Origin of the sequence: Longimicrobium sp., from assembly GCF_036399255.1 — a bacterium.
Classification (GTDB): Bacteria; Gemmatimonadota; Gemmatimonadetes; order Longimicrobiales; family Longimicrobiaceae; genus Longimicrobium.
Genome location: NZ_DASWNM010000139.1, coordinates 13,383 through 40,144, shown reverse-complemented (window position 1 = coordinate 40,144; position 26,762 = coordinate 13,383). Strand labels below are relative to the sequence as shown.

The window sequence follows — 26,762 nt, the reverse complement described above, 5'->3', positions numbered from 1 at the left end:
GCGAAGGGGGTCCGGCGCGATGCCGGACCCCCTTCGCGCGTGGCGGCGGGTGCGTAGATTGCCCTGCGATCCGCACGCCGCGCGGCCCGCCGCCACGCGCCGCCATCCCCATCCGTACGCCGATGCCGAACGAATCTCCTTCCGCGTGGGTGAACCACACCGTCACGGCCGAGCAGGCGGGCGGCACCGTTCAGGACATCCTTACCGGGCCCATGGGCGTTTCGCGGCGGATGATCCAGCGCCTCACGCGCGCCAAGGGGCTGCAGCACAACCGCCGCGCCGCCTGGCTCAAGGCCAAGGTGCGCGTGGGCGACGTCGTCTCCGCCCGCCTGAACCCCGCCGAGAGCGCGGGGCTTCCGCCGGTGCCCATGGACCTGCGGGTCGTGTACGAGGACGGCGAGGTGCTGGCGCTGGACAAGCCGCCGTTCGTCCTCGTCCACCCCACGTCGCCCGAGCAGGACCGCACGCTGGCGCACGGGGTGGCGCACCACCTGGCGCAGCAGGGGGCGCACGCAAAGGTGCACCCGGTGCACCGCATCGACCGCGACACGTCGGGGCTGGTGCTGTTCGCCAAGACCGGCCACGCGCACCACCGGCTGGACCTTCAGCTTCGCGCGGGCGAGCTGAAGCGCGAGTACCGGGCGCTGGTGGACGGCGTGATGGCGGAGGACCGCGGCGTCATCGACGCGCCGATCGGGCGGGACCCGCGCAACCCGGTGCTGCGGGTGGTGCGCAAGGACGGCGACGCGGCGGTCACGCGCTGGGAGGTGGCGGAGCGCTATCCCGCGGCCACGCTGGTGCGGCTGGAGCTGGAGACGGGGCGCACGCACCAGATCCGCGTGCACCTGCTGCACGCGGGCCACGCGGTGCTGGGGGACCGGCAGTACGGGCGTAAGGGGGTGGATGTCATCAAGCGGCAGGCGCTGCACGCATCCCATCTCGCCTTCGCGCACCCCACCTCCGGCGACCCCATCCAGCTGGACGCGGAGCTCGCGCCGGACATGCGGGACGCGATTACGATCCTTACGAGCGAAGCGGCCCAGCACTGATGACCAGTGCCGGGCCGCCCCGGGTGCTGCCTGCGATCCGTCGCTAGGGCGCCAAGCCAAACCTGGAACGCACCACTTCTACCGGAATCGTCCGGCCGGCGATGCTGTCGGCCATCCCCGCCTCGACTGACAAGCGGACGTTCGTGAAGGAATCCGGCACGCTGGCTTCGCGAGGCTCCACGGGCGGCGGGGGATCGGAGGACATCGTCACTGCGCCGGCTCGAGCGGCGGATCGGCGTCGGCATCCGCCGTCCAGTCCTTCCCCAGCACCACGGTGACGTCCACGAAGACGTTGGAGTCGGGGCGGGCATAGACACGGGGGATGGCCAGCTCGTCGGCGACGGAGCGGGCCAGCTCCATGCGGCCCACGCGGTCCAGCACCAGCGACGTGTCGGGCTCGTAGCCGCGCGCGTTGCCCACGTACACCACGTCGAAGCCGCGGTCCCGCAGCGCCGTGCGCCCCTTCGCCGCCAAGCCCGGGACGCCGGACGCGTTCAGCACCTCCACCCGCACCCGCCCCGCCGGCCTTGGCGCGCTCGGACGAGCCGCGCCCGCGCTGTCCGCCGCCACCGGGGCAAGCTCCCCACCCCCGCGGCGCCCCACGAGCCCCGCCGCCAGCGACCCGACCAGCACCGCGACCACGAGCAGCGTCAGGAACAGGCCGACGGTCTGCAGCCGGCTTCCGGACCCGGCGGTGGAGCCGCTACGCGCCTTCTTGGGTCTGCTCATACAGCGCGCGCGTCTCGGGGTGCAGGGTCGATCCGCTTTCCGTCACGTGCCGCACGCGCGCCCGCACCACCTCGCGCAGCACCGCGTCCATCTCGCGCGGCATGCGGGCGCGCAGCGCGGCGGTCCACTCCGGCTCGTACTTGCGCCCCGGCTCCAGGAAGTCGGCGAGGTACAGCGCGCGCCCCAGCCGCCCGAATCGCCCCGAGCCCAGCGTGTGGTAGCGGATGGCCTCCAGCATCTCCGCGTCCGCGTCACCCGCCAGGCGCTCGGCGGCCGCGGGACCGTGCAGCAGCTTGCCGGGCAGCTCGCGGAACGCCGGGGGGACCAGCGGCCGCAGCTCCTCGGGCGGGGCCTCGCGCAGCACGTCGTGCAGCCAGCCGGTGGCCAGCCAGCGCGTCCGCTCCTCCTCGGGCAGCCCCAGCGCCTGCGCCCATTCGCCCATCAGCGCGGCCACGCGGCCGATGTGCGCGCGCCGCTTTTCGCCGGCGCGCGCCCAGTCGGGAAGCTCGCCGCGGGCGGCGGCGCGCACCACGGCGCTCAGGCCGGCCTCACTCGTCGAAGCCGCGGCGGACATACGGTTCCAGGATGGCGCGGTTGCGGATGGAGGTGTGCGACAGGTAGTTGAAGCCCTTGAGCTCCACCCCGCTGCCGATCCACGAGCTGTCGATGCGGCAGCAGGGGCCGATGACCGTTTCTTCGCCGATGGTCGTCTTCCCTTCCAGCACGCACCAGGGATAGACGACGGTGTCGCGGCCGATCTGGACGTCCACGTCAACCAGCGCGGCTTCGGGAAGGAGGAAGGTGACGCCGCCCGCCATCAGCCGGCGGACGATGCGGTCGCGGATGGTGGACGAGGCGCGGGCCAGCCCCTCGCGCGTGCGCACCACGAACCCGTCCGCGTCGCGCATCACCGGCGCGCCGGGAAGGGCCTCGCGCAGCACGCGCAGGTCGCCCGACGCGGCCAGGCGCTCCAGCCCCTCGGCGCCCAGCCATGCGGCCACCATCTCGCCGTCGCTCCCCTCCAGCAGCGCGTCGCCGTCGGCGGAAAGGAGCATCGCCAGCGCGGGGCCGGCCAGCGGGGCCGCGCCGTCCAGCACCAGCACCCGGCCTTCCACGGCGGCGACGGTTTCGGCCAGCGAGTCCACCAGGCGCACCTCGCCATGGACGCCGGCAAAGAGTTCGGGGGTCAGGTCGTGGCCGCCGGCCACCAGCACGCGGACGGGGGACTGGGTGGCCAGCGCGTCGATGGCGTGCCACGCCAGCGGCCGCCCCGCCAGCGGATGCAGGTAGGTGGAAAGCCGCGAGCCCAGGGGGTCGGCCTCGGGCTCGCGCAGCGCCAGGACCACGCCGGTCCACGGAGCCATCGGGCCCGTCAGGAGCCCACGGCCCGCAGCGCGTCCCGCGAGATGCGGTTCTGCTCGTCGACGAAGATGAACCGCGGGCGGTACCGCTCCATCTCCGCCTCGTCGTACTGGGCGTAGCTGATGACGATCACCTTGTCGCCCGGGTGCACCATGCGCGCGGCGGCGCCGTTCAGGCAGACCTCGCCCCGCCCCCGCTCGCCGGGGATGACGTAGGTCTCGAACCGCGCGCCGTTGTTCACGTTCACCACCGCCACCTGCTCGTACTCCAGCAGGTCGGCGGCCTCCATCAGCACCGGGTCGATGGTGATGGAGCCGATATAGTCGAGATCCGCCCCGGTCACCGTGGCCCGGTGGATCTTGCTCTTGCACATCGTGCGAAGCATCGCAGTCTCCCGCGTGTCGAAAAGGGCTTCTGCGCTTTCGTCAGTCCAGGACCGCGTTGTCGATCAGTCGCGTCCTGCCCACCCGTGCCGCCACCAGCAGCACCGTCCCCGGCGCCGCCCGCGCCACCGGCTCCAGCGTCAGCGCGTCCACCACCTCGGCGTACTCCGCCTCCACCCCCGGGACCGCCAGGGCGCTCCCCAGCGAGGCCCGGAGCGCCTCCGCGTCGCGCTCGCCCGCGGCGAACAGGGCGCGGCCCCGTTCCAGACCGCGCGAAAGCGCCCGCGCGCGCTCCCGCTCGTCCGGCGAAAGATACACGTTGCGCGAGCTCATCGCCAAGCCGTCGGGCTCGCGGACGATGGGCGCCACCTCCACCCGCACGCCCAGGTCCAGGTCGTCGGCCATGCGGCGGATGAGCGCCGCCTGCTGAAAGTCCTTCTGCCCGAACACGGCCACGTCCGGCTGAAAGATGCCGAACAGCTTGGCGACCACCGTCAGCACGCCGCGAAAGTGGCCGGGGCGGATGGCGCCCTCCATCCGCTCGGCCAGCGCGCCGGGGATCACCGACACCTGCGGCTCGCCGTGCGGATACATCTCGGCCGCGGAGGGCGCGAACACCAGGTCCACCCCCCGCCCGCGCGCCATCTCCAGGTCCCGCTCCAGGTCGCGCGGATAGCGCGCCAGGTCTTCCGTGGGCCCGAACTGCAGCGGGTTGACGAAGATGGACATCGCCACGAAGTCCGCCGTCTCGCGGGCGCGGTCCACCAGCGACAGGTGCCCCTCGTGCAGGTACCCCATGGTGGGCACCAGCGCGACCGTCCGGCCCCGCGCCCGCACGCCGCGGACGGCGCGGCGCACCTCGTCCCTGGTGTGGACCAGGCGCATCTCCGCCGTGGCGGCGGACATCAGAAGGTGTGCTCCGGGCCGGGGTATTCGCCGGCCTTTACGGTCCGCACGTACTCCTTGACCCCGTCGCCCGCCACCTGCCCCACGTCGGCGAACGTGCGGAGGAAGCGCGGGGTGAAGCCGGGGTTCAGCCCCAGCATGTCGTGCAGCACCAGCACCTGCCCGTCGCACCCCGCCCCGGCGCCGATGCCGATGGTGGGGATCTCCAGTGCCTCCGTCACCGTCCGCGCCACGGTGCCGGGAACCAGCTCCAGGACCACGCAGAAGGCCCCCGCCTCCTCCAGCCGCTTCGCGTCCTGCAGCAGCCGCGCGGCGCCGTCGTCGTCGCGGGCCTGCACGCGGGTGCCGGTCTGGTTGACGGACTGCGGGGTAAAGCCCAGGTGGCCCATCACGGGGATTCCCGCGTCCACCAGCGCACGCACCGTCTCGCAGATGGCGGGACTGCCGCCTTCCAGCTTGACGGCGGCGGCCCCGGTCTCGCGCATCACGCGCCCCGCGTTGCGCAGCGCGTCCTCGCGCGAGACCTGGTAGGTAAGAAAGGGAAGGTCGACGACGAGCAGCGCCCGGGCCACGCCGCGGCGCACCGCGCGGGCGTGGTGGATCATGTCGTCCAGCGTAACGGGGAGCGTGCTGTCCAGGCCCAGCACCACCTGGCCCAGCGAGTCGCCCACCAGCACCACGTCCACGCCGGCCGCATCCACCAGCCGGGCGAACAGGTAGTCGTACGCCGTGATCGCGGCGATCTTGTCGCCGCGTCGCTTCATTTCACGGAGGTCCGCCGCGGCCAGCCGCCGCGCTCCGCCACCACGTTCTGTGGACATGGCCTCGGATTCCGCGAAAACGGGCCGCCGCCACGCCGTTTTGCGGCTCGTGACGGCGGGTTGACGGGGCGTCAAGCTAATCCGATGTTGGGGGGGTGTCAAACCCGATCCGCTTCGATCCCCTGCTGGTCCGCGCCGTCGCGGCCGAGCTGCGCGCCGCGCTGCAGGGCCGCTCCGTCCAGCCGCAGCCCGTATTCGACCGCGACCTGTCGTGCACGCTGGCGCTGGACCGCGGCCAGGCGCTGCGGCTGGACCTGCATCCGCGGCGCGGCTGGATCCGCATTCTGTCCGCGGAATCGCTGGAGGGCGAGGGCGCAAAGGGGCGGGACGACGATCCCGACCTTTCCGCCCGCGTCCTGCGCGTAAGCGCGCCCGTGGACGAGCGGCTGCTGCGCATCGACCTGCATGAGGGCGGGCGCTTTCGCGGCGGCAAGCGGTCGCTGGTGATCGAGCTGCACACCAACCAGTGGAACGTGCTGCTGGTGGATTCGGAGGAGCGCCGCATCGTCAGCGCCCTGCGCGCGCGCGACGCGGGCGGGCGCAGCCTGATGCCCGGCGCCTTTTACCAGCCCCCCGCCCCCGCCCGCCGCACCCTCCCTGACCGCCCCCGCGACGCGCTGTGGGAGGCGTGGACCGCCGCCCTCGGCTCCCTGCCGCCGGCGGAGCGCCCGCGCGAGCTGGTGCGCCGCTTTGCGTACGCCAGCCCGCTGAACGCCGCGGCGCTACTGGGTTCGGCCGCTTCCGTCGACGGCGACGCCGCGCTGGAGGAAGCGTTCGAGCGCTGGTGGGAGGTGGCGGACGGGGACGACGCCGGCGCCTTCATCCTCCGCACCCCCGCCGGCCCGCAGCCGTATCCCATGGCGCTGGAGGGCGTGGAATCCGTCCGCGCCGAGTCGCTGCTGGCCGCCTTCGGGACGATCGCCGCCGCGGCGCCGGCGGAGGTGGAGGAGGCCAAGCCCGGCCCCGACCTGCTGGGCCAGGCGCGGAGAAAGCTGTCGGGCGCGGAAAAGCGCATCGAGCGGCTGCGCGAGGAGCTGGCGGGGGTGGGGCAGGCGGACCGGCTGCGCGCGCAGGGCGACCTGCTGCTGGCGCACCTGGACTGGGCGGAGCCGGGAGACGCGTCCGTGGTGCTGCCCGACTTCGACGGCGGCGAGATGGAGATCGCGCTGGACCCAAAGCTCAAGCCGCACGAGAACGCCGAGCGCCTGTACGACGAGGCCCGCCGCCGCGCCCGCGCCGAGGCCCGCCTTCCCGAGCTGCTGGAGGCGGCGGAGAAGGAGCGCGAGCGGTGGAGCGGCGCGGTCGCGGCGCTGGAGGCGGGGGAGACGCCCGTGTGGGTGGAGGGCGCCCTGCGCCGCGGGGACGCAAAGGAGCGCAAGGCGGCGCCGCAGCCGGGCGAGCGGCTGCCGTATCGCCTGTACCGCACCTCCGGCGGGCTGGAGGTGCGCGTGGGCCGGTCATCCAGGGACAACGACAAGCTGACGTTCCGACACGCGGCGCACGGCGACGTGTGGCTGCACGCGCGCTCCGTCCCCGGCTCGCACGTGGTGCTGCGCTGGGCGGAAGAGGGCGCGCCGCCCGCGCGCGACCTGGAGGAGGCGGCGACCCTGGCGGCGCTGTACAGCAAGGCGCGCACGTCGGGCACCGTGGCCGTGGACTGGACGCGCCGCAAGTACGTCCGCAAGCCGCGCGGCGCTCCGCCCGGCCGCGTAACCCTGATCAACGCCAAAACCCTCTTCGTCGCTCCCGACCCCGCCGTCGAGGAACGGCTTCGTGCCGAGGCAGGGAAAGACTAGGCCTCACACAGAGTCAGCAGAGTCAACAGAGTTTGTCTCTTGCCGCGCCGACGCCTTGGCTTACATTCTGGACACCCTAGAAAACGCTCCTCTGGTGACGTGAGGTTCGATGACAAAGGACATCAACCAGATTACGGGTGAGATCGTCGACACGGCGTATCGCCTGCACAGCCATGTAGGTCCAGGCCTGCTGGAAGGCGTGTACGAATCCATCCTGGCTCACGCGCTGACAAAACGGGGCCTGTACGTCGAGCGGCAGAAGTCCGTCCCGTTCGAATGGGAGGGCGTGCGGGTCGAGGAGGCGTGCCGGCTCGACCTCTTTGTCGAAGGCTCGTAGTCGCGGAATTGAAGTCGCTGGAGAAGCTGCACCCCGTACATCACAAGCAGGTGCTCACGTACCTGCGCATTCTCGACCTGCCGGTCGGACTGCTGATCAACTTTGGCGCGGTGAGCCTCAAGGGCGGAATGCACCGCATCCTGAACTACCGGTCGCCGGCCGCGGCCACGGTGCTCGGAGACAGGGGATCGCATCCGGTACGGCGGTGACAGCGCGATTGCCAGCGGATCGGCAAGAGCAAACTCTGTTGACTCTGCTGACTCTGTGTGAGGCCTGTCTTTTTGCTTGTGGAACGGAAAACGGCCGCGGATCCACACGGGATCCGCGGCCGTTCGTCATCAACCAAAGACCGGAAGCGTCACGGCGTGCCCATGGGGTTGGGCGTCTGCGCCTCGGGAGCCTCGGCGGGCGGACGGTTCCGCAGGCGCGGCGTCTGGCCAAAGTTGTACGAGAACGTCAGGTACGCCGCCCGCGCGCCAAAGCGGCGCTCGTTGAGCTGGTAGTACAGCGGATCGCTGGTCTGCATGCTGAAGCCCATGCGGTCCAGCGGGTCCACGATGCGCAGGCTGACCGAGCCCTTTTCGCCCATCACCTTCTGGCGCAGCGCCAGCGTGCTCATCACGAAGCTCCCCATGCGGCCCTGCTCCACGTCCATCGGCGCGCGGTACATCATGAAGCCCTGCAGGTCCAGCCGCGGCGTAAGCTGCACGTTGCCGCTGACGCGCGCCGACCAGCCGATGCCGTCGCTGTCCAGGTTGTCGCCCGTGCTGCCGGCGCTGGTCACCTGGCGAAACGCGCTCACGCTGGCGAAGCCGCTCACCTTGCCCAGCCGCACCGAGCCGTTGAGGTCGGCGCCGTACGAGTCGCTGGTCTCCAGGTTGGCGAAGGTGCTGATGGTGGTGTCAGCCCGGAACTCGCGGATGCGGCGGATGGCGTTCTCCGTCCGGCGAAAGAACGGCGTCACCTGCACAGAGCCGAACGGCAGCGACCGCTGGTACGCCACCTCCAGCGCGTGCGTGTACTCCGGCTCCAGCGCCGGGTTGCCCACGAAGCGGTTGCGCTGGTCCTCGTTGAAGCCGAACGGGTTCAGGATGCGCGTGTCGGGGCGCTGGATGCGGCGCGAGTAGCTGAGCCGCAGCTGCTGCTGGTCGTCCAGGCTGAACGACGCCAGGCCGCTGGGAAAGAAGCTCCAGTAGCCCTTGGGGTACGTCTCGCCCGTGTTCTCCAGGAAGAACTCGCGGTCCGTGCGCTCCACGCGCAGCCCCGCCTGCAGGTCGACCTTGCCCACGCCCTGGTTGAGCACGGCGTACCCCGCGTGCACCGTCTCGTCGTACTCGAAGGCGTTGCTGCGCAGCGCGTTGTTCATCCACGCGTCCGCGCCGTAGTCGAACTCCGACACGGCCAGGTCGTTGTCCAGCATCCGCCGCGTGCCCTTGTACCCCGTCTCCAGCTTGCTGCGCTCGCCCAGCGGGCGGGTGTAGTCCGCCTGCAGCGACAGGGTGGTGTTCACCGCGTCCGTCGCCAGGTTCTCCAGCCGCGGCGTGGCGTTGGCCGGGTCGTCGCCGGCCAGCGTGAGCGCCTGCTCGCTGAAGCGGTTCTCGATCTCGTTGTCGCCGCGGTTGAAGCGGAGCTCGGTCGAGAGCTCGTGCTGCTGCGGGGTGATGGTGCGCTTCCACGACAGCGTGCCGTCCAGCGTAAGGTCGTCGAACCCGATCAGGTTGTCGCCCGCGTAGCGCTGCAGGGGGGTGCCGGCCGCGTCGCGCTCCAGGTACAGGTTGCGCGTGTCGTTGTCGTGCTGGCCCAGGCTGAGCATGGCCGTGGACGAGACCACGTCGCGGGCCGTGAGCTTGTAGTCGGCGCTGCCGTTGAAGATGTGCGACGTCATTCCGCCCGTGCCCAGGATCTCCTGGTCAAGGATGGAGATGGGCGTCGATCCGGCGGTGGCGTAGCGCTCCAGGTAGTTGAGCCCCGTGCTTTCGCGCGTGTCGTGGCGAAAGCCGTAGCTGCCGAAGAGCGTAAGGTCGCCCGCCTGCCACCCCAGGTTGCCGGACCCGTTGTAGCGGCCCTCGGTGCCCACCCCGGCGATGAAGCCGCCGCTCAGGCCCAGGTCGGCGTTCTGCTTGAGGACGATGTTGATGATCCCCGCCATCCCTTCGGGCTCGTAGCGCGCCGAGGGGTTGGGGATGACCTCCACCCGCTCCACCATGTTGGCGGGAAGCTGGCGCAGGAAGTTGCCCAGCTGGTCGCCCGTCATGGGCGACGGGCGCCCGTTGATCTGCACGGCCACGTTCTGGTTGCCGCGCAGGCTCACCTTGCCGTCCTGGTCCACCTCGACCGCAGGCACGTTCTGCAGCACGTCGGTGGCGTTGCCGCCGGCCGTGGAAGGCATGTCGCGGGTGCTGTAGGTGTTGCGGTCGGGCGCAAACCCGGCCGGCGCCGCCTCGGCCGTCACCGTGAGCCCCTCGAGCTGGATGGCGCCCGCCGCCAGCCGCACCGTGCCCACGTCGGCCTCGCGAGCCTGGGGGGTGATGGCGACCACGGCGGTGGTGGCGGTGCTGTAGCCCAGCGCGCTCACCCGCAGGTAGTAGCGGCCGGGGCGTAGCCCGTCGATGCGAAAGGTGCCGTCGGGACGCGCCACGGCGCCGGTGACCAGCGTGCTGTCGGCGGCGCTCCACACGGCCACCTGCCCGCCGTTCACCGGCTGCCCCTCAGGGTTCAGCACCGTGCCGCGCACCGTGCCGCCCTGCTGCTGCGCCGCGCCGGGCGCGCCCGTGGGCCGTGCGCCCGCGGGCGGCTGGCCGGTGGGGTTCTGCGCGGCGGCGGGGCTCGCGATCGCCAGCGCCACCACCGCCGCCAGGGTCTTGCCGAGGACGTTCATCGGAATCCGTATCCGTACAGGTGATCTAGAAAGGTCGGTCCCAGTGCCGGCGTGTGCGGGCGCCCTCAGAGAGCGCCCCCCACGCCGGGTTCTGACGCGCCCGGCCGGCGAAGAGTTGTCCGCCGGTCGGGTGCGTTGCGGGCTACGGCGGGCGCACCCGTCCGGTTTCGCCCTCCGCCGCGTCCGCGGCGACGCCGCGCGCCACCAGAACTCCAGCAGCCGCGCGACGTTTCCTTGACCCGCAGGGGTGTACAAGCGTTGGATTAGCGTTCGGTTACGGCGGCGTCTCGCCCGCCGGACCCACAAACACTCTGCCGCGGTCGCACCCCGGAGGGCGGATCGCGGCAGAGAAGATTTGCATCGCATCCAAACTACTCTCTGCCAACAATTTAATGTATCTCTCCCATCGGTGGCACCCCTGACGCAAGGCGACAGATCTTATCCGTAAGCATGACCGGACGCCCGCTGTCATTCTGAGGAAGGCGCCGCACGGAGCCGTCCGGAACGCGCGGCAGTCGGTTGCGCCGACCGAAGAATCTCCGTCGGGAACGGGGGCTCCTCGCGCCGAACCCATCGTAGCCGACGGGATCCGGGCGCCCATCCGGCAGATTCTTCGGACGGCGCAACGGGCGATGGTGCACTGGAAGGGACCGGGGCGCGCGCCTTCCTCAGAATGACACCGATCCGCTGGATTCGATAAGGCTCGTTCGGCAACGGCAGGGCCTTCGCGCCAACCAGTCGTAGCCGAGGGGACCGTGCGCCCATCCGGCAGATTCTTCGGGAGGCGCAACGGGCGATGGTGCACTTGGAAGGGACCGGGGCGCGCCTTCCTCAGAATGACACCGATCCGCTGGATTCGATAAGGCTCGTTTCGGCAACGGCAGGGCCTTCGCGCCGACCAGTCGTAGCCGAGGGGACCGTGCGCCCATCCGGCAGATTCTTCGGGAGGCGCAACGGGCGATGGTGCACTTGGAAGGGACCGGGCGCGCGCCTTCCTCAGAATGACACCGATCCGCCGGATTCGATACGACCCGTTTTGGAGAACGGGCAGGGCTCCTCGCAAAACCATCGTAGCCGACGCGACCGTGCGCCCATCTGGCAGATTCTTCGGGCGGCGCAACGGGCGATGGTGCATCTGGAAAGGACCGGGGCGCGCGCCTTCCTCAGAATCACACCGATCCGCTGGAATCGGGATCACGGGACTTGGGCCGCCGGTCGACGAGGCACGAGCCGGCGTGATCTATCGGAACGGGAGAGGGATGGAATGCGGCAGGATGCCATGAGAATTTTTTTGGGGAGGCATGCGGATCGCCTGATGATCTCGGCGACGCACGGGAGCAAGCCGTCCACTCCACCTGATGCGCGATCTTGAGAACCCTCCACCCACCTGGGGATCGAGGGAGGCGGCAGGTCTCGCCAGTCGCCGGTTTCAGCTCAGGCGTTCAGGATCAGCAACCAAAACGGGGCCGGCGCACCTCCGCGCCGGCCCCGCCGATCATCGTACCCCGTACCGCCTACGACCGGTCGCCGACGGTGATCCCGCCCGCCCGGTTGCGCGCGGAGCGGTCCCACAGGAAGAAGATGGGAATGCCCAGCAGCACCACGAACAGGCCGCTGAACGAGTACACCGGCTTGGCCACCAGCAGGATCAGCGCGACCCCCGCCGCCGCCACGATGTACAGCGCCGGGACGACCGGGTAGCCGAAGGCCTTGTACGGCCGCGGCAGGTGCGGCTGCAGCCTGCGCAGGCGGAACAGCGCGATCATCGTCAGCACGTAGAAGATCAGCGCCGCGAAGATCACGTAGTCCAGCAGCTGCCCGTAGGTGCCCGTCAGGCACAGCAGCGCCGTCCACACGCCCTGCGCGATGAGCGCCCACGCCGGCACGTCGTTGCGGTTCACCTCGGCGGCCTTCGAAAAGAACAGCCCGTCGCGCGCCATGGCGAAGTACACGCGGGCACCAGCCAGGATGAGCCCGTTGATGCAGCCGAAGGTGCTGATGAGGATGGCGCCCGCCATCAGGTACTGCCCCACCGGCCCGAACATCTGCTCCAGCGCCAGCGTGCCCACGCGGTCCTGCGGCGCCGTCTTGATCTCGTTGAGCGTAAGCACCGACATGTAGGCAAAGTTCGCCAGCACGTACAGCACCGTCACCAGCCCTGTGCCCAGCGCCAGCGCCAGCGGCAGGTTGCGCTCCGGCCGCCGCACCTCGGCCGCCGCGAAGGTCACGTTGTTCCACGCGTCGGACGAGAACAGCGACCCCACCATCGCCGAGCCGAAGGCGGTGATGATGAGGGGAATGACGACCCCTCCCATCGTCACCGGCGTGCCGCCCGGCGAGCCTGTCCAGAAGTTGCCGAAGTTGGCCGAGATGGCCTCCGCGTTGCGCCCCAGCGTGATCCCCAGCAGGATGAGCGCGGCCAGCGCGCCCGTCTTGGCGATGGTGAAGCTGGTCTGGATCCACTTGGCCTCGCGCAGCCCGCGCAGGTTCACCCAGGTGAGCAGGGCGATGACCAGAATGCCCACCACCCGCTGCCAGCTGAGCCCCAGGTCGATGTCGCCGCCGGGCATGCGGATGCCCCTGACCCCCATGAACACGTCGGGGCTCACCGCGGGAAAGAACACCCCCAGGAAGCGCGAGAACGCCACCGCCACCGCCGCGATGGTCCCCGTCTGGATGACCGCGAACAGCGTCCACCCGTACAGGAACCCGGTCATGCGCCCCAGCCCCTCGCGCAGGAACACGTACTGCCCGCCCGCGCGGGGCATGGCCGCCGCCAGTTCGCCGTAGCTCAGCGCGGCCGCCAGCGTCATCAGCCCCGACGCCACCCACACCGCCACCAGCCCGCCCGGCGACCCCATGTTGCGGGCGATGTCGGCGGAGACGATGAAGATCCCCGAGCCGATCATCGACCCCGCCACCAGCATCACGGCGTCCAGCAGCGAAAGCCCCTGCTTGAGGCCCGCGTCCGCGGCGGCGGGCGGCGCCCCCCGGGTGGTATCCGTCGTCGTCATCTGTGTCGCGTGGAACAGGGAAGGTGCGCGCCCGGCGGACGCCGCTGCGCAATGGAGGGGAGAATCCTCACAACATACGTCCAAACCGCGCTACGACAAAGGCCCGGCCGGAAACGCTTCCGGCCGGGCCCCTTTTTTCGTCCGGTCCGCGGGTCAGCGGCCGGCGTCCACCACCGGCGCGGCCACGGGGGCCAGCGCCACCGCGGGTGCCTCGACCGCCGGCGCACGCACCTCGATCTCGCGCACGTCGTCATGGTCGCCCACGGCGATGTGCGGCGCGATCACCAGCGAGACGATGGACATCAGCTTGATCAGGATGTTCATCGACGGGCCGGAGGTGTCCTTGAAGGGGTCGCCCACGGTGTCGCCGGTCACGGCCGCCTTGTGCTCGGGCGAGCCCTTGTACACCAGCACGCCGTTGATCATGGCGCCCTTCTCGAAGCTCTTCTTGGCGTTGTCCCAGGCGCCGCCGGCGTTGGACTGGAACATCGCCATCAGCACGCCACTGACCGTCACGCCCGCCAGCAGGCCGCCGAGCACCTCGGGCCCCATGGTAAAGCCCACGATTACGGGAACGATCAGCGCGATGGCGCCCGGCAGGATCATCTCGCGGATCGCCGCCTGCGTGCTGATCGCCACGCAGCGCCCGTACTCCGGCGTCCCGGTGCCTTCCATGATCCCCGGGATCTCGCGGAACTGGCGGCGAACCTCCTCCACCATGGCCATGGCCGCGCGGCCCACCGCGGCGATGGCCAGCGAGGAGAAGATGAAGGGGATCATCGCGCCCACGAACAGGCCGGCCAGCACCCGGGCGTTGGAGATGTCGATGACGTCGATCCCCGAGATCCCCATGAACGCCGCGAACAGCGCCAGCGAGGTGAGCGCCGCCGAAGCGATCGCGAAGCCCTTGCCCGTCGCCGCCGTGGTGTTGCCCACCGCGTCCAGGATGTCGGTGCGCTGCCGCACCTCCGGCGGAAGCTCGCTCATCTCGGCGATGCCGCCCGCGTTGTCGGCGATGGGGCCAAAGGCGTCGATGGCCAGCTGCATGGCCGTGGTCGCCATCATCCCCGCCGCCGCGATCGCCACGCCGTACAGGCCGGCGAACTCGTACGACGCGATGATGCCGCCGGCCAGCACCAGGATGGGCAGCGTGGTGCTCTCCATGCCCACCGCCAGGCCGCCGATGACGTTGGTGGCGTGGCCGGTGGACGACTGCTGCACGATGGACTGCACCGGGCGGCGGCCCATCGCCGTGTAGTACTCGGTGATGATGCTCATCAGCGCGCCCACCACCAGGCCCACGGCCACGGCCCAGAACACGCCCATGGGCGTGAACGCCTCGGAGCCCGTGCGGCCCATCTGCATGCTGTCCGGGAGCATCCAGGTGATCAGGAAGTACGAGGCGATGCCGGTGAGCAGGATGGACACCCAGTTGCCCATGTTCAGCGCGCCCTGCACGTTGCCGCCCTCCTTCACCCGCACCATCAGGATGCCCACCAGCGAGAACAGGATGCCCATGCCGGCGATCACCATCGGCAGCAGGATGGGGCTCATCCCGCCGAAGTCGTCACCCGTGGCGACCACCTCGCGGCCCAGCACCATCGTGGCCAGGATCGTGGCCACGTAGCTGCCGAACAGGTCCGCGCCCATGCCGGCCACGTCGCCCACGTTGTCGCCCACGTTGTCGGCGATGGTGGCCGGGTTGCGCGGGTCGTCCTCGGGAATGCCCGCCTCCACCTTGCCCACCAGGTCGGCGCCCACGTCGGCCGCCTTGGTGTAGATGCCGCCGCCCACGCGGGCAAAGAGCGCGATGCTCTCGGCGCCCAGCGAAAAGCCGGTCAGCACCTCCAGCGCCCGCTCCATCTCCAGGCTGTTGGCGCCGTGGCCGTCGGCGAACATGTAGTAGAAGAGGATGAACAGCGAGCCCAGCCCCAGCACCGCCAGGCCGGCCACGCCCATCCCCATCACCGAGCCGCCGGCGAACGACACGTCCAGCGCCTTGCTCAGGCTGGTGCGCGCGGCCTGGGCGGTGCGCACGTTGGCCTTGGTGGCGATGGTCATGCCGATGTAGCCCGCCAGCGCGCTGAAGAACGCGCCCACCAGGAACGCGCCCACGATGGCCGGGTGCGAGCGCTCGTCGCTCATCGACAGGAAGCCCAGGAACAGGCTCGCCAGCACGGCGAAGATGGCCAGCACCTTCCACTCCGCCTTGAGGAACGCGAGCGCGCCGTCGGCGATGTGCTTGGCAATGGTGCTCATGCGCTCGTTGCCGGCGTCCTGCCGCGTCACCCAGGCAGAGCGCCAGAAGGTGTACAGCAGGGCCAGCACGCCGAACACGGGGATGGCGTAAGCGATCGGATGCATGTGAACGGTTTTTGGAAGGCTATGACAAAAGGAACGCGCGCGGCGGGTCCACGGACTCGGTGCCGGTGGATCTGCCGCGAACAGGTGAGCGGATTCGCCGCTCCGGGCCGGAACGGCACGAAAGCGCGATAAGATGCCGGTTCCGACGCCCCCCGTCAACCGCACGGCTCCGCCAATCGGCGTGAATGCAGCCGCAGGGAACGGACGATGGCGCAAACGGCAGGCTGATGTACAGAATTGAGGTACAGAGGAACAGAGGGAAAAAGAGAGGAGCAGAGGCCCGGACGAGGGTTCCTCTGCTCCTCTCTTTTCTTCTCTGTTCCTCTGTACCCCAACTTCTTTTTGCAGACGTGCCGAACGGGACCTGGCTTCGAAGAGCGCCGACGCGTCAGTTGATGCTGGGCTCCGGCTCGGCGTCGCGGGCGACGGCGCGCGCGGACACCGGCACCAGCTCCGCGAACCGCACGTCGCGCGCGGCGCCGCCGGTAAGCGCGGCCACCTGCAGCCCGTCGAAGCTCACGCTGGCGATCAGCAGGGCCCCGGCGTCCAGCAGGCGGCGCTCGGCGGCGCTGTGGTGCGCGGCCACCTCGTAGCGCCCGCCGGCCAGGTACAGGCCCGCCACCGGCAGCGTCCCGCGGGCGCGCACCGGCGCCTGGACGCGGTCCTCGTAGTGCGAATCGAACTCGTCCTTGTCGCGCAGCGGCGATCTCATCCTGCATCCATCCCTGAAAAGCGGTTGCGCGCGGACGCCGCCGGAAACGTACGGCGCCGCGGCTCGCCGTGTGGTACGCCCCAGGCGCGGAATCGTGCCGCTTCCCGGGCTCACCTGAACGCAAAAGCGCCCCGCCGGATCCTTCCGGCGAGGCGCGCGTCGGCTCAGCCGGCGATGCGGGTCAGGACGCGGCGGTGGCGCGGCGCTGCTGGCGCGATCCGAAGCGCGCGCCCAGGGCGGCGGCCACCATCTGCAGGATCAGCGAGCCGGCGTAGAACGCGGGCTCGCCGTCCGACCAGGTGGTGGCGTCCAGCGCCTCGCCAAACGACAGGTTGGCCACGAACCACACCAGCAGCGACACCACGGCCATGGCGACGCCGTGCAGGATGGGCGCGGCGCCCACGCGGGCGCCCGTCACCAGCCCGCCGGTGAAGAAGCCGGTGGCGACGGCGATCACCCCCCACACCCCGCCCACCCCCGACGCCTCCGGGTCCACCAGCCCCGCCGCCGCCAGCACCAGCCCGAACAGCGAGATCACGGCCACGCTCACGAACCAGCCGAACAGCACCCACGAAGGCCGGACGTTCTGAAGGTGCTCGGTGTGCATCAGCCCTCTTCCATGAATTCGGGGTCCATCATCTCGCCCGGCGCGTCCGGCAGCAGCGCGTCCGCGAAGTCGAACTGGCAGGGCTGAAACGACGCCCGGTGGTGCGGCGTAGGGCCCAGCCGGTTCAGCGCGTCCAGGTGCTCGCGCGTGCCGTACCCCATGTTGCGCTCCCACCCGTACTGCGGATACCGGGCCGCCAGCCGCGCCATCAGCCGGTCGCGCGTCACCTTGGCCACGATGGAGGCGGCGCTGATGCAGTGCACGCACCCGTCGCCGCCCACGATGGCCGTGTGCGTCTCCGTCCCCAGCTCCGGCACCGCCAGCCCGTCCACCAGCAGGTGGTCCACGTCACCCAGCCGCGCGATGGCCCGCTGCATGGCCAGCGCCGTGGCGCGGCGGATGTTGATGCGGTCGATCTCCCGCGCCGACGCCGCGCCCACGCCGTAGACGATGGCCGTGTCGACGATCTTCTGGTACAGGTCCAGCCGGCGGTCGGCGTTCAGACGCTTGCTGTCGTCCACCCCGTCGATCCACGTCTCGGCGGGAAGGATGACGGCCGCGGCCATCACCGGCCCCGCCAGCGGCCCGCGCCCCACCTCGTCCACGCCGGCCACGCGCACCAGCCCGCGGTCCCAGAACCCCCACTCCATCGCCAGCAGCTTGCGCAGCCGCTGCGGCGACGGCTTGCGCTTGCGCTTGGGGGCTCTGGATTTCGACTTGGCTGCGGCCGGCATCCGGGGATCCTGCGGAAGTGGGCGGAGTGATTGCGGACCGGAGGATAAAACAATCTGCCCGGCCGCACAACGCCGCCGCTCCGTCCATCTCCATGCGCACCAGGAATTTCCTTGCTTCGTGAATGATGCGCATCATCCACTCCGCGGCGCCATGTGGCCACTCCAGGAAAGGGAAGGCGGGGAGACGCGGATGAAGCCCTCATCGGCGTCCCTGGTTTTCTTCTCTACGTCGTCCGCGTGAAACCCCGCTCCGTGGCGCGATCCTTGAGCGCCGCTTCCGGCATGCCTGTGGATTCCAGACCGTCCTCTCCGCCCTCCGACCGCGCGGCGGCGCCCCCCGCGTGGATGGGCCAGGTGGCGAGCGCCTTCGTGCTCGTCGCGCTGGCCGCGCTGGTCGTCGTCCCCATCCTGGTGCAGCGGCGGGTGGACCAGGTGCGGTCGCGCGTGGAGGAGGTGGCGGACCCGGCGCGTACGCTGGTGCGGCGCATTCAGTTCGACCTGGCGCGCGAGGCCACCGCGCTGCTGCTGCTCTCCACCACCGGCGCGCCCGAAGCGGACTCGGCGTACCGCGAGGCCCGGCGCGACGAACAGGAGCACTTTCCCCAGCTGCAGGCGTACGCCCGGAGCGTGGATGGAGAGGTGCTGCGGGAGTTCGAGCAGTTCCGCGCCCTGTCGGAGCGGTGGCAGAGGGAAGTGGCGGTCGAGGGCGGCAGGATGGCGCCGGTGTCCGTGGTCGCCGCCCTGGCCGCCGCGCGCGAAGAGCTCCGGCTGGCGGAGCAGGTGCTGGAGGCGGGAAACCAGCTGGACGACGCGCTGGTGCGCGAGGCGCAGCAGAACCGCGAGGCCATCCGCCGCACCGAGCGGTTCGGCCTGCGGGTGACGGTGGGGCTGGGCGCGCTGGCGCTGCTGGCCGCCGCCACCGTGGCGTGGCTCTCGTGGCGCGTCCGCCAGCTGGCGCGCGTGGCCACCCAGCGGGGCGAGCAGGCGGAGCGCGCGCTGGCGGATACGGCGCGGGCGACGGAAGCGCGCGCGCACCTGCTGCGCGGCGTGAGCCACGACGTAAAGAACCCGCTGGGCGCCGCCCGGGGCTACGCGCAGCTGCTGGAAGAGGGGATCCGCGGCGAGCTGACGCCGGACCAGGCCAAGTTCGTCGTGGGGATCCGCCGCTCCATCGACAGCGCCCTGGCCATCCTGGCCGACCTGCTGGACCTGGCCCGCGCCGACAGCGGGGGCCTGCACGTGGAGCGGGTGCCCGTGGACCTGGCGCGAGTTGCCCGCGAGGCCGGCGAGGACCACCGCGCCGCCGCGCGCGCCGCCGGCCACGCGCTGGAGTGTCCGGCACCCGGAAAGCCCCTGCGCCTGCACACCGACCCGGCGCGCGTGCGGCAGGTGCTGGGCAACCTGCTCTCCAACGCCATCAAGTACACGCCGGCCCCCGGCCGCATCAGCGTGCGCGCGGAGCAGGTGGACGGCGGCGGCGCGCGCCCCGGCCCCTGGGCCGTGCTGCGCGTGACCGACACCGGCCCCGGCATCCCGCGGGAGAAGCGGGAGGCGATCTTCGACGAGTTCACGCGCCTGCACGACGGCACCGAGATCCAGGGCCACGGCCTGGGGCTGGCGATCAGCCGCCGCGTGGCCCGCCTCCTCGGCGGCGACCTGGACGTCTCCGGCGCCCCGGGCGAGGGCGCCACCTTCACCCTCTGGCTCCCCCTGCGCGACGAAGACGAGGCGCCGCCCGCATCCGCCTGAACACAGATCTGCCTTACCAGACCTGGCCCAACCTGTCATTCTGAGGGAGGCGCCGCGCGGTGCTCTCCGTTCGCCGGAGAGCCTGGCGCCGACCGAAGAATCTCCATCTGGGCGGCGGGATCTTTCCGTCACGGTGTGTTCGCGGGCGCTGCCCGGAAAGGGGCTCCGCGCGAGGGAATGGAGATTTCTTCGGTCGCGCCCACTGGCTCATACTAGATCCGGAAAAGCAACACCTTTGGGGTACAGAGGAACAGAGTCAAACAGAGGAAGCATGATCTCGCTGCCTCTGTCTGACTCTGTTCCTCTGTACGATGATTCTTTTTCAGGATCTGGTAGCAGAGGTTTTCCCGGGAGCCCGGGGCGCGCGCTCCCTCAGAATGACGGGTGTTTCCGAAGATCCCAGGATTGAAGCAAATAAGAAGCGGGGCGCGTCCGTGTGGACGCGCCCCGCCATCTATTCCGCTCGAGCCGTGGCTCAGCGGGCGACGCGACGCTCGCGGATGCGGGCCGCCTTGCCGCGCAGCGCGCGCAGGTAGTACAGCTTGGCGCGGCGCACGCGGCCGTAGCGAACCACGTCCACGCTGCCGATCATGGGGGAGTGCAGCGGAAAGGTGCGCTCCACGCCCACGCCGCCCGACAGCTTGCGGACCTTGAAGGTCTCCTGGATGCCGCCGTGCTTGCGCGCGATGCACACGCCCTCGAACGCCTGGATGCGCTCCTTCTCGCCCTCGCGGACGCGCACGTTCACGCGGACGGTGTCGCCGGGGCGAAACTCCGGAACGTCGCTCCGGAGGTATTCCTTCTGGGTCTCGATGAACGGATGCATGGCTCTCGTTGTCCTTTCAAGTCTACGTAGTGGAGAGGTCGGGCCGGCCGCCACCGGGCGGCATACGAGCGCCGACGTCTACTCGTGGTCCGGATGCTCCATGAGCTCCGGCCGCCGCTCGCGCGTCAGGCGCTCGGCCTGCTCGCGCCGCCAGGCGGCGATTCTGGCATGGTCGCCCGAAAGAAGAATTTCGGGCACCCGGTGTCCGCGGTGCTCCGCGGGCCGGGTGTACGACGGCGCGCTCAGCGTGCCGTCGTAGTGGCTGTCGGTCGACGCGCTCTCGTGGTCCGAGATGGCGCCGGGAAGCAGCCGCACGGTGGCGTCCAGCATGGCCAGCGCGGGGATCTCGCCGCCGGAGACGATGAAGTCGCCCAGCGAAAGCTCCTCCGTGGCCAGGTGGTCCGCCACCCGGTGGTCCACGTCCTTGTAGTGCCCGCACAGGAAGGTCACTTCCTCCTGCAGGCTCAGCCGGACGGCGTCGTCGTGCACGAAGCGCCGTCCCCGCGCCGACATCAGCAGGATCGGCCCCCGGGGCCGATCCGCCCCCGCCGGCGCCAGCGACTCCACCGCTTCCCAGAAGGGCTCCGGCTTCATCACCATCCCCGCGCCGCCGCCGTAGGGCAGGTCGTCCACCGTCTGGTGGCGGTCGTGGGTAAAGTCGCGCAGCTGCACCAGGTTGTACGTCACCAGCCCGGCCGCCGCCGCCCGCGCGGGAATGCTCAGCCCCAGCGGCCCCCGAAAGAAGTCGGGGAACAGCGTGACCACGTTGATGCGCAGCGTCACAGGTCCAGCAGCCCCGCGGGCAGGTCCAGCTCCAGCACCTTTTCCGCGGGGTCGACGCGGCGGATCATCTCGCGGACGAACGGGACCAGCAGCTCCTTCCCCCGCTCGCGCCGCACGCTCAGCATGGGCCCCGCCGGCGCGTCGTACACCTCGGCGACGACCCCCACCTCGCCCTCGGCCTCCGTCACCACCCGCATCCCCAGCAGGTCGTGGTAGAACACCTCGTCTTCGGCCGGGGCCTCGGCCTGGTCGCGGGGGATGAGGAGCGTGCGGCCGCGCAGCTCGTCCAGCGCCGGCGTCCGCTCGGTGAGCCCGGCCGCCTTCACCAGCATTCCGCCCTTGAAGGCGCGGGCCCGCTCCACCGTCAGCGACTCGCCGGAGAGCGCCCCCTTCTCGTCGCCCAGGATCAGGACGCGCCCGGCGGCGAACACCGCCTCCGGACGGTCCGTTTCCAGACGGACGAAGAGCTCGCCCTTGATGCCGTGCGGCTTCTGGACCGTCCCGACGATCAGGTGCTCCGGCGCAGGCTCCGCCATCCGCTCAGCAGACAGGGCGGATCAGCTCTGCTGCTCGTCCGACGCAGGCTCGGTGGCCTCGGCGTCGGCGGCAACCGGCGTGTCGGTGGCCGGCGCCTCGCCGGCGCCCGCCGGGGCGGTGGCCTCGGCGGTCGGCTCGGTGGCCTCGGCCTCCACCGCCACGGTGTCGTCCGCCGAAGCGGCCGGCGCCTCGGCCGCCGCGTCCGCCGAAGCGTCCGCGCCGCCGGTTACCCGCTCACGCACGCTCTCCACCGCGTCGCGCGCCGCGTCCACCACGCCGCTGACCGACACGTTCTCCACCGCGCCGCGCGCCGCACCCGCCACGGCGGCGGCGGCCGAAGCCACCGCGCCCGCCGCGGCCGCGGCCGCGCCGGAAACGGCCTTGCCGGCCTTCTTGGCCGCGCCCTGCACCGCCGTCGCGGCTTCCTCGACGACGTTGGGGGCCGGGGCGTAGACGCCCGCGCTCTTGAACAACGACTGCACCGTGTCGGTGGGCATGGCACCCTTGGCCATCCACTGCAGCGCCTTGTCCCGGTCCACGACGAGCGTAGCGGGCTGGGTGGTGGGGTTGTAGTGCCCCACCTTGGCGACGAAGCGCCCGTCGCGCGGCATGCTGCTCTCGGCGACGACGATGCGGTAGTGCGGGGCCTTCTTACGGCCCATGCGGCGAAGACGGATCTTCAGTGCCATCGTGCTGGTTCCTCGTGTGGATCGGGTTGCGTCCAGGGACGGGCTCCGCGCCGCGTCCGGACGATCGAAAGAAAAGTGCGTGAGTGCGTCAGTGCGTGAGTGCGGGGAGTTGTTCACTTCCGCACTCACGCACTTTCGCACTTTCGCACTCCTACGCCCTCGGCATGCCGCCTCCTCCAAACGGCAGCTTCGGGAGACCGCCGCCGCCGCGGGGCATCATCCCCTGCAGCGACTTCATCTGCTTCATGAACTTCTGCATCTCCTTGAACTGCTCCAGGAGACGGTTGATCTCGCTGACCGGGCGGCCGCTGCCTCGGGAAATGCGGACGCGGCGCGCGCCGTTCAGCATCTCCGGGCGCTTCCGCTCCTGCTTCGTCATCGAGAGGATGATCGCCTCGATGTGCTTCATCCGCTGCGGGTCCACCTTGACGTTCTTCAGCATCTTGCTGTTCACGCCCGGCACCAGCTTCAGCAGGTTCTCCAGCGGACCCAGGTTCTGCATCTGGCGCAGCGCGATCAGGAAGTCTTCCAGATCGAACCGGCCGGTGCCCATCATCTTGCGCTCGAGCTTCGCCGCCTCGTCCTGGTCGAACGAGCGCTGCGCCTTTTCCACCAGCGCGATCACGTCGCCCTGCTGAAGGATGCGGCCGGCCATGCGGTCAGGGGCAAACTCCTCGAGCCCGTCCAGCTTTTCGCCCACGCCCAGGAACTTGATGGGCTTGCCGGTGACGCCGAAGATGCTGAGGGCCGCGCCGCCGCGGGCGTCGCCGTCCATCTTGGTCAGCACCACGCCGCTCACGTCCAGGGCCTCGTCGAAGCCCTTGGCCACGTTCACCGACTCCTGGCCGATCATCCCGTCCGCCACGAAAAGGATCTCGTGGGGCTTCAGCACCTCCTTCAGGCGCTTCAGCTCGTCCATCAGCTCCTCGTCGATCTGCAGCCGGCCCGCCGTGTCGAAGATGACCACGCGGTCGCGCTCGCTGCGCGCCAGCTCCAGCGCGCGCCGGGCGATGCCCACCACGTCCTTCGATCCCGGCTCGGCGTAGACCGGCACGCCCACCTGCTCGCCCAGCGTCTGCAGCTGCTCCACGGCGGCGGGCCGGTAGACGTCGCAGGCCACCAGGCGCGTCTGCCGCATCTCGCGCTTCATCCGGCGCGCGATCTTGCCGGCGGTGGTCGTCTTACCCGAGCCCTGCAGCCCCACCATCATGATGATCGTGGGTGGAATGGGGGCCAGCGCCAGCGGCGACTTCTTTTCGCCCAGCATGGCCGTCAGCTCCTCGTGAACGATCTTCACGAGCTGCTGGCCGGGAGACACCGACTTGAGCACGCGCTCGCCCAGCGACTTCTCTTCCACGCGCTTCATGAAGTCGCGCGTGACCTGGAAGTTCACGTCCGCTTCGAGCAGCACGCGGCGAACCTCGCGCAGCCCCTCGCGAATCATGGGCTCCGTGAGCACGCCGCGCTGCCGCAGGCCGGACAGTACGCCTTCGAGCTTGTCGCTTAGCTGGTCGAACACCTGAGCGCCGCCGTTCGGGATAAGCCGAAACGCCGCCCCAGCCGGTGGCCCCGGCCGAGCGGGAGATGCAAAGCCCAACAACTTATCCCATTTGCGCGGCCTGGACAACCCTCCGCCCGCATTTTCCGCCCTCTGCTGCTCCCCTTCCCTCCCATCGCGCCGACCGCGCCAACTGCCGCACGCACTCGCTCGCCTGTGGCTGATTCAGTCCCGTAGCGGTTGCGCAGCCTCACCACTACCCTTGTTCACTCTGCCCACCTCCTGCTCGCGCTACCCTTGCGCAATACGCTAAAACGAATAAACTAGGGCGGGTTGATGAGTGACCTTCTGGAAGTCGTACCGACGGTCTGGTATATGGCCGAAGTGCGGGCGCTCGCCAGGAAAGAGCGCGATCGCATCGACCGCAAGCTGATCTCCCTCGCCCGGAAGGGCTGGAGCGCCGCGGTGGCGGACCTGAGCGTGAAGCACCTGCGAGACGGGATCTACGAGTTCCGCATCCTCGGCAGGGGGGCGGCTTTCCGGATCCTGTTCTTTCTTGCGCCGGGGCGCTCCCCCCGGCTGGTGGTGCTCACCACTTGCGCCTCCAAGTCGGTGATGCAGAAAAAGCTGCGACTGGACACGGAGGTCGAGCGCGCTGCTGGACGCAGGATGGCGTGGCTGGAACAGCAGAGAAAGGGAGGCGAATGATGGAGGGCGACAGGACGTGGGACGAGTACATGGCCGAGAACCTCCGCGACCCGGCGTACGCGGCCGCGCACGCCGTCGGAAGGCCGTTCAGCAACCTGGCGCTGAACGTCTGGAGCCTGCGCGAGACGAAGGGGATGACGCAGCAGCAGCTCGCCGAGGCGGCGAAGATGAAGCAGCCCCGCATCGCCGACATCGAGCGCGACGAGGCCAATCCCACGCTGCTCACCATCTCGCGCGTCGCGTTCGCGCTGGGCGTGACCGCCTCCCGCCTGCTGGCCGAGCCGGACGAGGCCGTGATGGCCAACGCGCGTGCCGTGGTGGCAGCGCACGTCGCAACCTGGAGCCCGCGCCGGCGGCGCGCGCTTGGCCTGCTGGACGAAGCAGACGCAGAACCAGAGCGCGCGGCGCCCAAACGCCGCCGCAAAGTTGCCTGACTGTTGTCCGCGGCACTGCAGAATAAAAGGGGGCGGATCGCACGATCCGCCCCCTTCTCACGCACTAACGCACTCACGCACTCACGCACTCACGCACGCGTAGGCGTCGCCGCGGGGGCAGCGGGCTCTTCCACGTACGCCTCGCGCAGATGGACGGGCTTGCTCCTGGCGCGGGCGCGCAGGTTCAGCACCTCCACGAAGACGGAGAACCCCATCGCGAAGTAGATGTAGCCCTTGGGGATGTGGTGCCCCAGGCCGTCCGCCACCAGCGTCACGCCGATCAGCAGCAGGAACGAGAGCGCCAGCATCTTTACCGTGGGGTGCCGCTCCACGAAGTCGCTGATGGCGCCGGCGGACACCAGCATCACCACCACCGCGATGATCACGGCGGCGATCATCACCTCGATCTGCTCCACCATCCCCACCGCGGTGATCACGCTGTCCAGCGAGAACACCACGTCCAGCAGCAGGATCTGCACGATCACCCCCGTGAACGACGGCGGCACCCTGGCGCTCGCGTGCCCCTCGTCGCCCTCCAGGCGGTTGTGCATCTCGTGGGTGGCCTTGCCCATCAAAAACAGGCCGCCCAGCAGCAGGATGAGGTCGCGCCCGCTGACGGGGTGGTTGAACATCTCGAACAGCGGGGCCGTCAGCTTGATGATCCAGGAGAGCGAGAACAGCAGCAGGAGGCGCGTGATGAGCGCCAGGCTGAGCCCCACCTGGCGGGCGCGCTTGCGCTGCTCCGGCGGCAGCTTGCCGGCGAGGATGGAGATGAAGACCACGTTGTCCACCCCCAGCACCAGCTCAAGCGCCAGCAGGGTGAGAAACGCGATCCACACCTGCGGATCGGAAAACAGCTCCATGGTCGGGACGATCGGGATAGAGGAAGACGGCTGCCGCCCGCGCGGTCACGCGGGCGGCGATGGTGGATCAAATGCGTCAGGCGGCGCGCGCCAAGGTTTCCAGCCGCCGCACGCGCTCTTCCGTGGGCGGATGGGTGCTGAACATGCGCGCCATTCCGCCGCCGAACGCGGAGAGCGGATTGACCTGCGCCAGCGGTGCCACGGCGGGCGACACCTGCATGGGAATGCGGTGCGCCTCCGCGTCCAGCTTGCGCAGCGCGCCCGCCAGCGCCAAGGGCCGCCCGCAGATCTCCGCGCCCACGGCGTCGGCCTTGAACTCGCGCTGGCGGCTGATGGCCATCTGCACCAGCCCGGCGGCGATGGGCGCGACGAGCGCCATCACCAGCGGGTTTCCGCCGCCCTCCTCGTCGTCACCCCCGCCGAACAGGCTGCTCCATAGGGCCATCTGCCCCAGCGAGCTGATGGCGCCGGCCAGGGTGGCCGTGAACGTCTGCAGCAGCATGTCGCGGTTCTTGATGTGCGCCAGCTCGTGCGCGATCACCCCTTCCAGCTCTTCCGTGGTCACCAGCTGCATCAGCCCCTCCGTCACGCAGACCACGGCGTTCTGCGGATTGCGGCCGGTGGCGAAGGCGTTGGGCTGCGCGTGCGGCGCCACGGCGACGGTCGGCATGGGAAGGCCGGCGCGGGTGCGCAGGCGGTCCACCATCTCGAACAGCGCGGGCGCGGATTCGGGGGTGATCGTCTGCGCGCCGTACATCCGCAGCACCATGCTGGCGGAGTTCCAGTACGCGAACAGGTTCATGGCGCCGGCCAGCAGCAGGGCGATCACGATGCCGCTGCTGCCGCCGATGGCTCCGCCCACGGCCGCGAACAGCGCCGTGAGCAGCGCCATCAGCCCGAAGACTTTGACGTTGTTCATTCCTTTTGATGGTGCGTAGCGTCGTCACGCCGGGCGCGCGGTGCGGCCGGCGTCCGTCCCCGTA

At 70.4% G+C, this 26,762-nt stretch carries 24 protein-coding genes and 1 pseudogene; 6 read left to right on the top strand and 19 right to left on the bottom strand.

Annotated features, from left to right (window positions below; all coding sequences use genetic code 11):
* The first annotated feature begins 122 nt into the window (after positions 1-122).
* Entirely contained in the window at positions 123-1,049 is a 927-nt protein-coding gene (locus VGC13_RS25875) for an RluA family pseudouridine synthase (protein ID WP_331128213.1), read from the top strand.
* Positions 1,050-1,256: 207 nt separating this feature from the next.
* On the opposite strand, the gene VGC13_RS25870 is transcribed toward VGC13_RS25875, so the two are convergent.
* The 6 genes from VGC13_RS25870 to panB are packed head-to-tail and all read right to left on the bottom strand — an operon-like array spanning position 1,257 to position 5,193.
* Positions 1,257-1,778, bottom strand: a complete 522-nt coding sequence (locus VGC13_RS25870) for a LytR C-terminal domain-containing protein (protein ID WP_331128212.1) — start codon at positions 1,776-1,778, stop codon at positions 1,257-1,259.
* Positions 1,753-2,352 (bottom strand): HD domain-containing protein, encoded by a 600-nt coding sequence (locus VGC13_RS25865; RefSeq protein WP_331128211.1) that lies wholly within the window; start codon positions 2,350-2,352, stop codon positions 1,753-1,755. The genes VGC13_RS25870 and VGC13_RS25865 overlap by 26 nt, the downstream gene beginning before the upstream one ends.
* The gene (locus tag VGC13_RS25860) at positions 2,327-3,142 is read right to left on the bottom strand and encodes a hypothetical protein (protein ID WP_331128210.1); all 816 of its coding nucleotides are present in this window, start codon (positions 3,140-3,142) and stop codon (positions 2,327-2,329) included. The genes VGC13_RS25865 and VGC13_RS25860 overlap by 26 nt, the downstream gene beginning before the upstream one ends.
* 8 nt (positions 3,143-3,150) lie before the next feature.
* On the bottom strand, positions 3,151-3,525 hold the full coding sequence (gene panD, locus VGC13_RS25855; protein ID WP_331128209.1) for an aspartate 1-decarboxylase: 375 nt from the start codon (positions 3,523-3,525) through the stop codon (positions 3,151-3,153).
* A 40-nt stretch (positions 3,526-3,565) separates the two neighbouring features.
* Positions 3,566-4,429 carry a pantoate--beta-alanine ligase gene (gene panC, locus VGC13_RS25850; RefSeq protein WP_331128208.1) on the bottom strand — a complete coding sequence of 288 codons (864 nt, stop codon included), beginning with the start codon at positions 4,427-4,429 and terminating at the stop codon, positions 3,566-3,568.
* A complete protein-coding gene (panB, locus tag VGC13_RS25845; protein ID WP_414683018.1) occupies positions 4,429-5,193 on the bottom strand; it encodes a 3-methyl-2-oxobutanoate hydroxymethyltransferase in 765 nt (254 codons plus the stop codon). The genes panC and panB overlap by 1 nt, the downstream gene beginning before the upstream one ends.
* Before the next feature lie 152 nt (positions 5,194-5,345).
* On the opposite strand from panB, the gene VGC13_RS25840 reads away from it, so the two are divergent.
* The gene (locus tag VGC13_RS25840) at positions 5,346-7,046 is read left to right on the top strand and encodes an NFACT family protein (protein WP_331128206.1); all 1,701 of its coding nucleotides are present in this window, start codon (positions 5,346-5,348) and stop codon (positions 7,044-7,046) included.
* Between the two features lie 109 nt (positions 7,047-7,155).
* A pseudogene (locus VGC13_RS33730) lies at positions 7,156-7,592 on the top strand (GxxExxY protein).
* Positions 7,593-7,741: 149 nt separating this feature from the next.
* Here the strand turns inward: VGC13_RS33730 and VGC13_RS25825 are convergent.
* The 6 genes from VGC13_RS25825 to VGC13_RS25800 all read right to left on the bottom strand — a co-directional run bounded on the left by VGC13_RS25825 (position 7,742) and on the right by VGC13_RS25800 (position 17,692).
* Positions 7,742-10,261: a TonB-dependent receptor domain-containing protein gene (locus VGC13_RS25825; RefSeq protein WP_331128203.1), complete on the bottom strand. Its 2,520-nt coding sequence runs from the start codon at positions 10,259-10,261 to the stop codon at positions 7,742-7,744.
* Positions 10,262-11,775: 1,514 nt separating this feature from the next.
* Entirely contained in the window at positions 11,776-13,275 is a 1,500-nt protein-coding gene (locus tag VGC13_RS25820) for an APC family permease (RefSeq protein WP_331128202.1), read from the bottom strand.
* Between the two features lie 153 nt (positions 13,276-13,428).
* Positions 13,429-15,639: a sodium-translocating pyrophosphatase gene (locus tag VGC13_RS25815; RefSeq protein ID WP_331128201.1), complete on the bottom strand. Its 2,211-nt coding sequence runs from the start codon at positions 15,637-15,639 to the stop codon at positions 13,429-13,431.
* 388 nt (positions 15,640-16,027) lie between these two features.
* Positions 16,028-16,351: a hypothetical protein gene (locus VGC13_RS25810; protein WP_331128200.1), complete on the bottom strand. Its 324-nt coding sequence runs from the start codon at positions 16,349-16,351 to the stop codon at positions 16,028-16,030.
* Between the two features lie 181 nt (positions 16,352-16,532).
* Positions 16,533-16,958 carry a hypothetical protein gene (locus VGC13_RS25805; protein ID WP_331128199.1) on the bottom strand — a complete coding sequence of 142 codons (426 nt, stop codon included), beginning with the start codon at positions 16,956-16,958 and terminating at the stop codon, positions 16,533-16,535.
* A complete protein-coding gene (locus tag VGC13_RS25800; protein ID WP_331128198.1) occupies positions 16,958-17,692 on the bottom strand; it encodes a ribonuclease HII in 735 nt (244 codons plus the stop codon). Before VGC13_RS25800 ends, VGC13_RS25805 begins: the two co-directional genes overlap by 1 nt.
* Positions 17,693-17,980: 288 nt before the next feature.
* On the opposite strand from VGC13_RS25800, the gene VGC13_RS25795 reads away from it, so the two are divergent.
* Positions 17,981-19,441 carry a HAMP domain-containing sensor histidine kinase gene (locus VGC13_RS25795; RefSeq protein WP_331128197.1) on the top strand — a complete coding sequence of 487 codons (1,461 nt, stop codon included), beginning with the start codon at positions 17,981-17,983 and terminating at the stop codon, positions 19,439-19,441.
* Positions 19,442-19,916: 475 nt separating this feature from the next.
* On the opposite strand, the gene rplS is transcribed toward VGC13_RS25795, so the two are convergent.
* The 5 genes from rplS to ffh all read right to left on the bottom strand — a co-directional run bounded on the left by rplS (position 19,917) and on the right by ffh (position 23,795).
* Entirely contained in the window at positions 19,917-20,267 is a 351-nt protein-coding gene (rplS, locus tag VGC13_RS25790; RefSeq protein ID WP_331128196.1) for a 50S ribosomal protein L19, read from the bottom strand.
* Positions 20,268-20,345: 78 nt separating this feature from the next.
* Positions 20,346-21,050, bottom strand: a complete 705-nt coding sequence (trmD, locus tag VGC13_RS25785) for a tRNA (guanosine(37)-N1)-methyltransferase TrmD (protein WP_331128195.1) — start codon at positions 21,048-21,050, stop codon at positions 20,346-20,348.
* On the bottom strand, positions 21,047-21,586 hold the full coding sequence (gene rimM / locus VGC13_RS25780; protein ID WP_331128194.1) for a ribosome maturation factor RimM: 540 nt from the start codon (positions 21,584-21,586) through the stop codon (positions 21,047-21,049). Before rimM ends, trmD begins: the two co-directional genes overlap by 4 nt.
* Before the next feature lie 21 nt (positions 21,587-21,607).
* Positions 21,608-22,276: a 30S ribosomal protein S16 gene (gene rpsP / locus VGC13_RS25775; RefSeq protein ID WP_331128193.1), complete on the bottom strand. Its 669-nt coding sequence runs from the start codon at positions 22,274-22,276 to the stop codon at positions 21,608-21,610.
* Positions 22,277-22,427: 151 nt separating this feature from the next.
* On the bottom strand, positions 22,428-23,795 hold the full coding sequence (gene ffh, locus VGC13_RS25770) for a signal recognition particle protein (RefSeq protein WP_331128192.1): 1,368 nt from the start codon (positions 23,793-23,795) through the stop codon (positions 22,428-22,430).
* A gap of 315 nt (positions 23,796-24,110) precedes the next feature.
* On the opposite strand from ffh, the gene VGC13_RS25765 reads away from it, so the two are divergent.
* Positions 24,111-24,482 (top strand): type II toxin-antitoxin system RelE/ParE family toxin, encoded by a 372-nt coding sequence (locus tag VGC13_RS25765; RefSeq protein WP_331128191.1) that lies wholly within the window; start codon positions 24,111-24,113, stop codon positions 24,480-24,482.
* On the top strand, positions 24,482-24,916 hold the full coding sequence (locus VGC13_RS25760; RefSeq protein WP_331128190.1) for a helix-turn-helix transcriptional regulator: 435 nt from the start codon (positions 24,482-24,484) through the stop codon (positions 24,914-24,916). Before VGC13_RS25765 ends, VGC13_RS25760 begins: the two co-directional genes overlap by 1 nt.
* Before the next feature lie 89 nt (positions 24,917-25,005).
* Here the strand turns inward: VGC13_RS25760 and VGC13_RS25755 are convergent, their stop codons facing one another.
* The gene (locus VGC13_RS25755; RefSeq protein ID WP_331128189.1) at positions 25,006-25,779 is read right to left on the bottom strand and encodes a TerC family protein; all 774 of its coding nucleotides are present in this window, start codon (positions 25,777-25,779) and stop codon (positions 25,006-25,008) included.
* Positions 25,780-25,855: 76 nt separating this feature from the next.
* Positions 25,856-26,698: a zinc metalloprotease HtpX gene (locus tag VGC13_RS25750; protein ID WP_331128188.1), complete on the bottom strand. Its 843-nt coding sequence runs from the start codon at positions 26,696-26,698 to the stop codon at positions 25,856-25,858.
* Positions 26,699-26,762 lie beyond the last annotated feature (64 nt).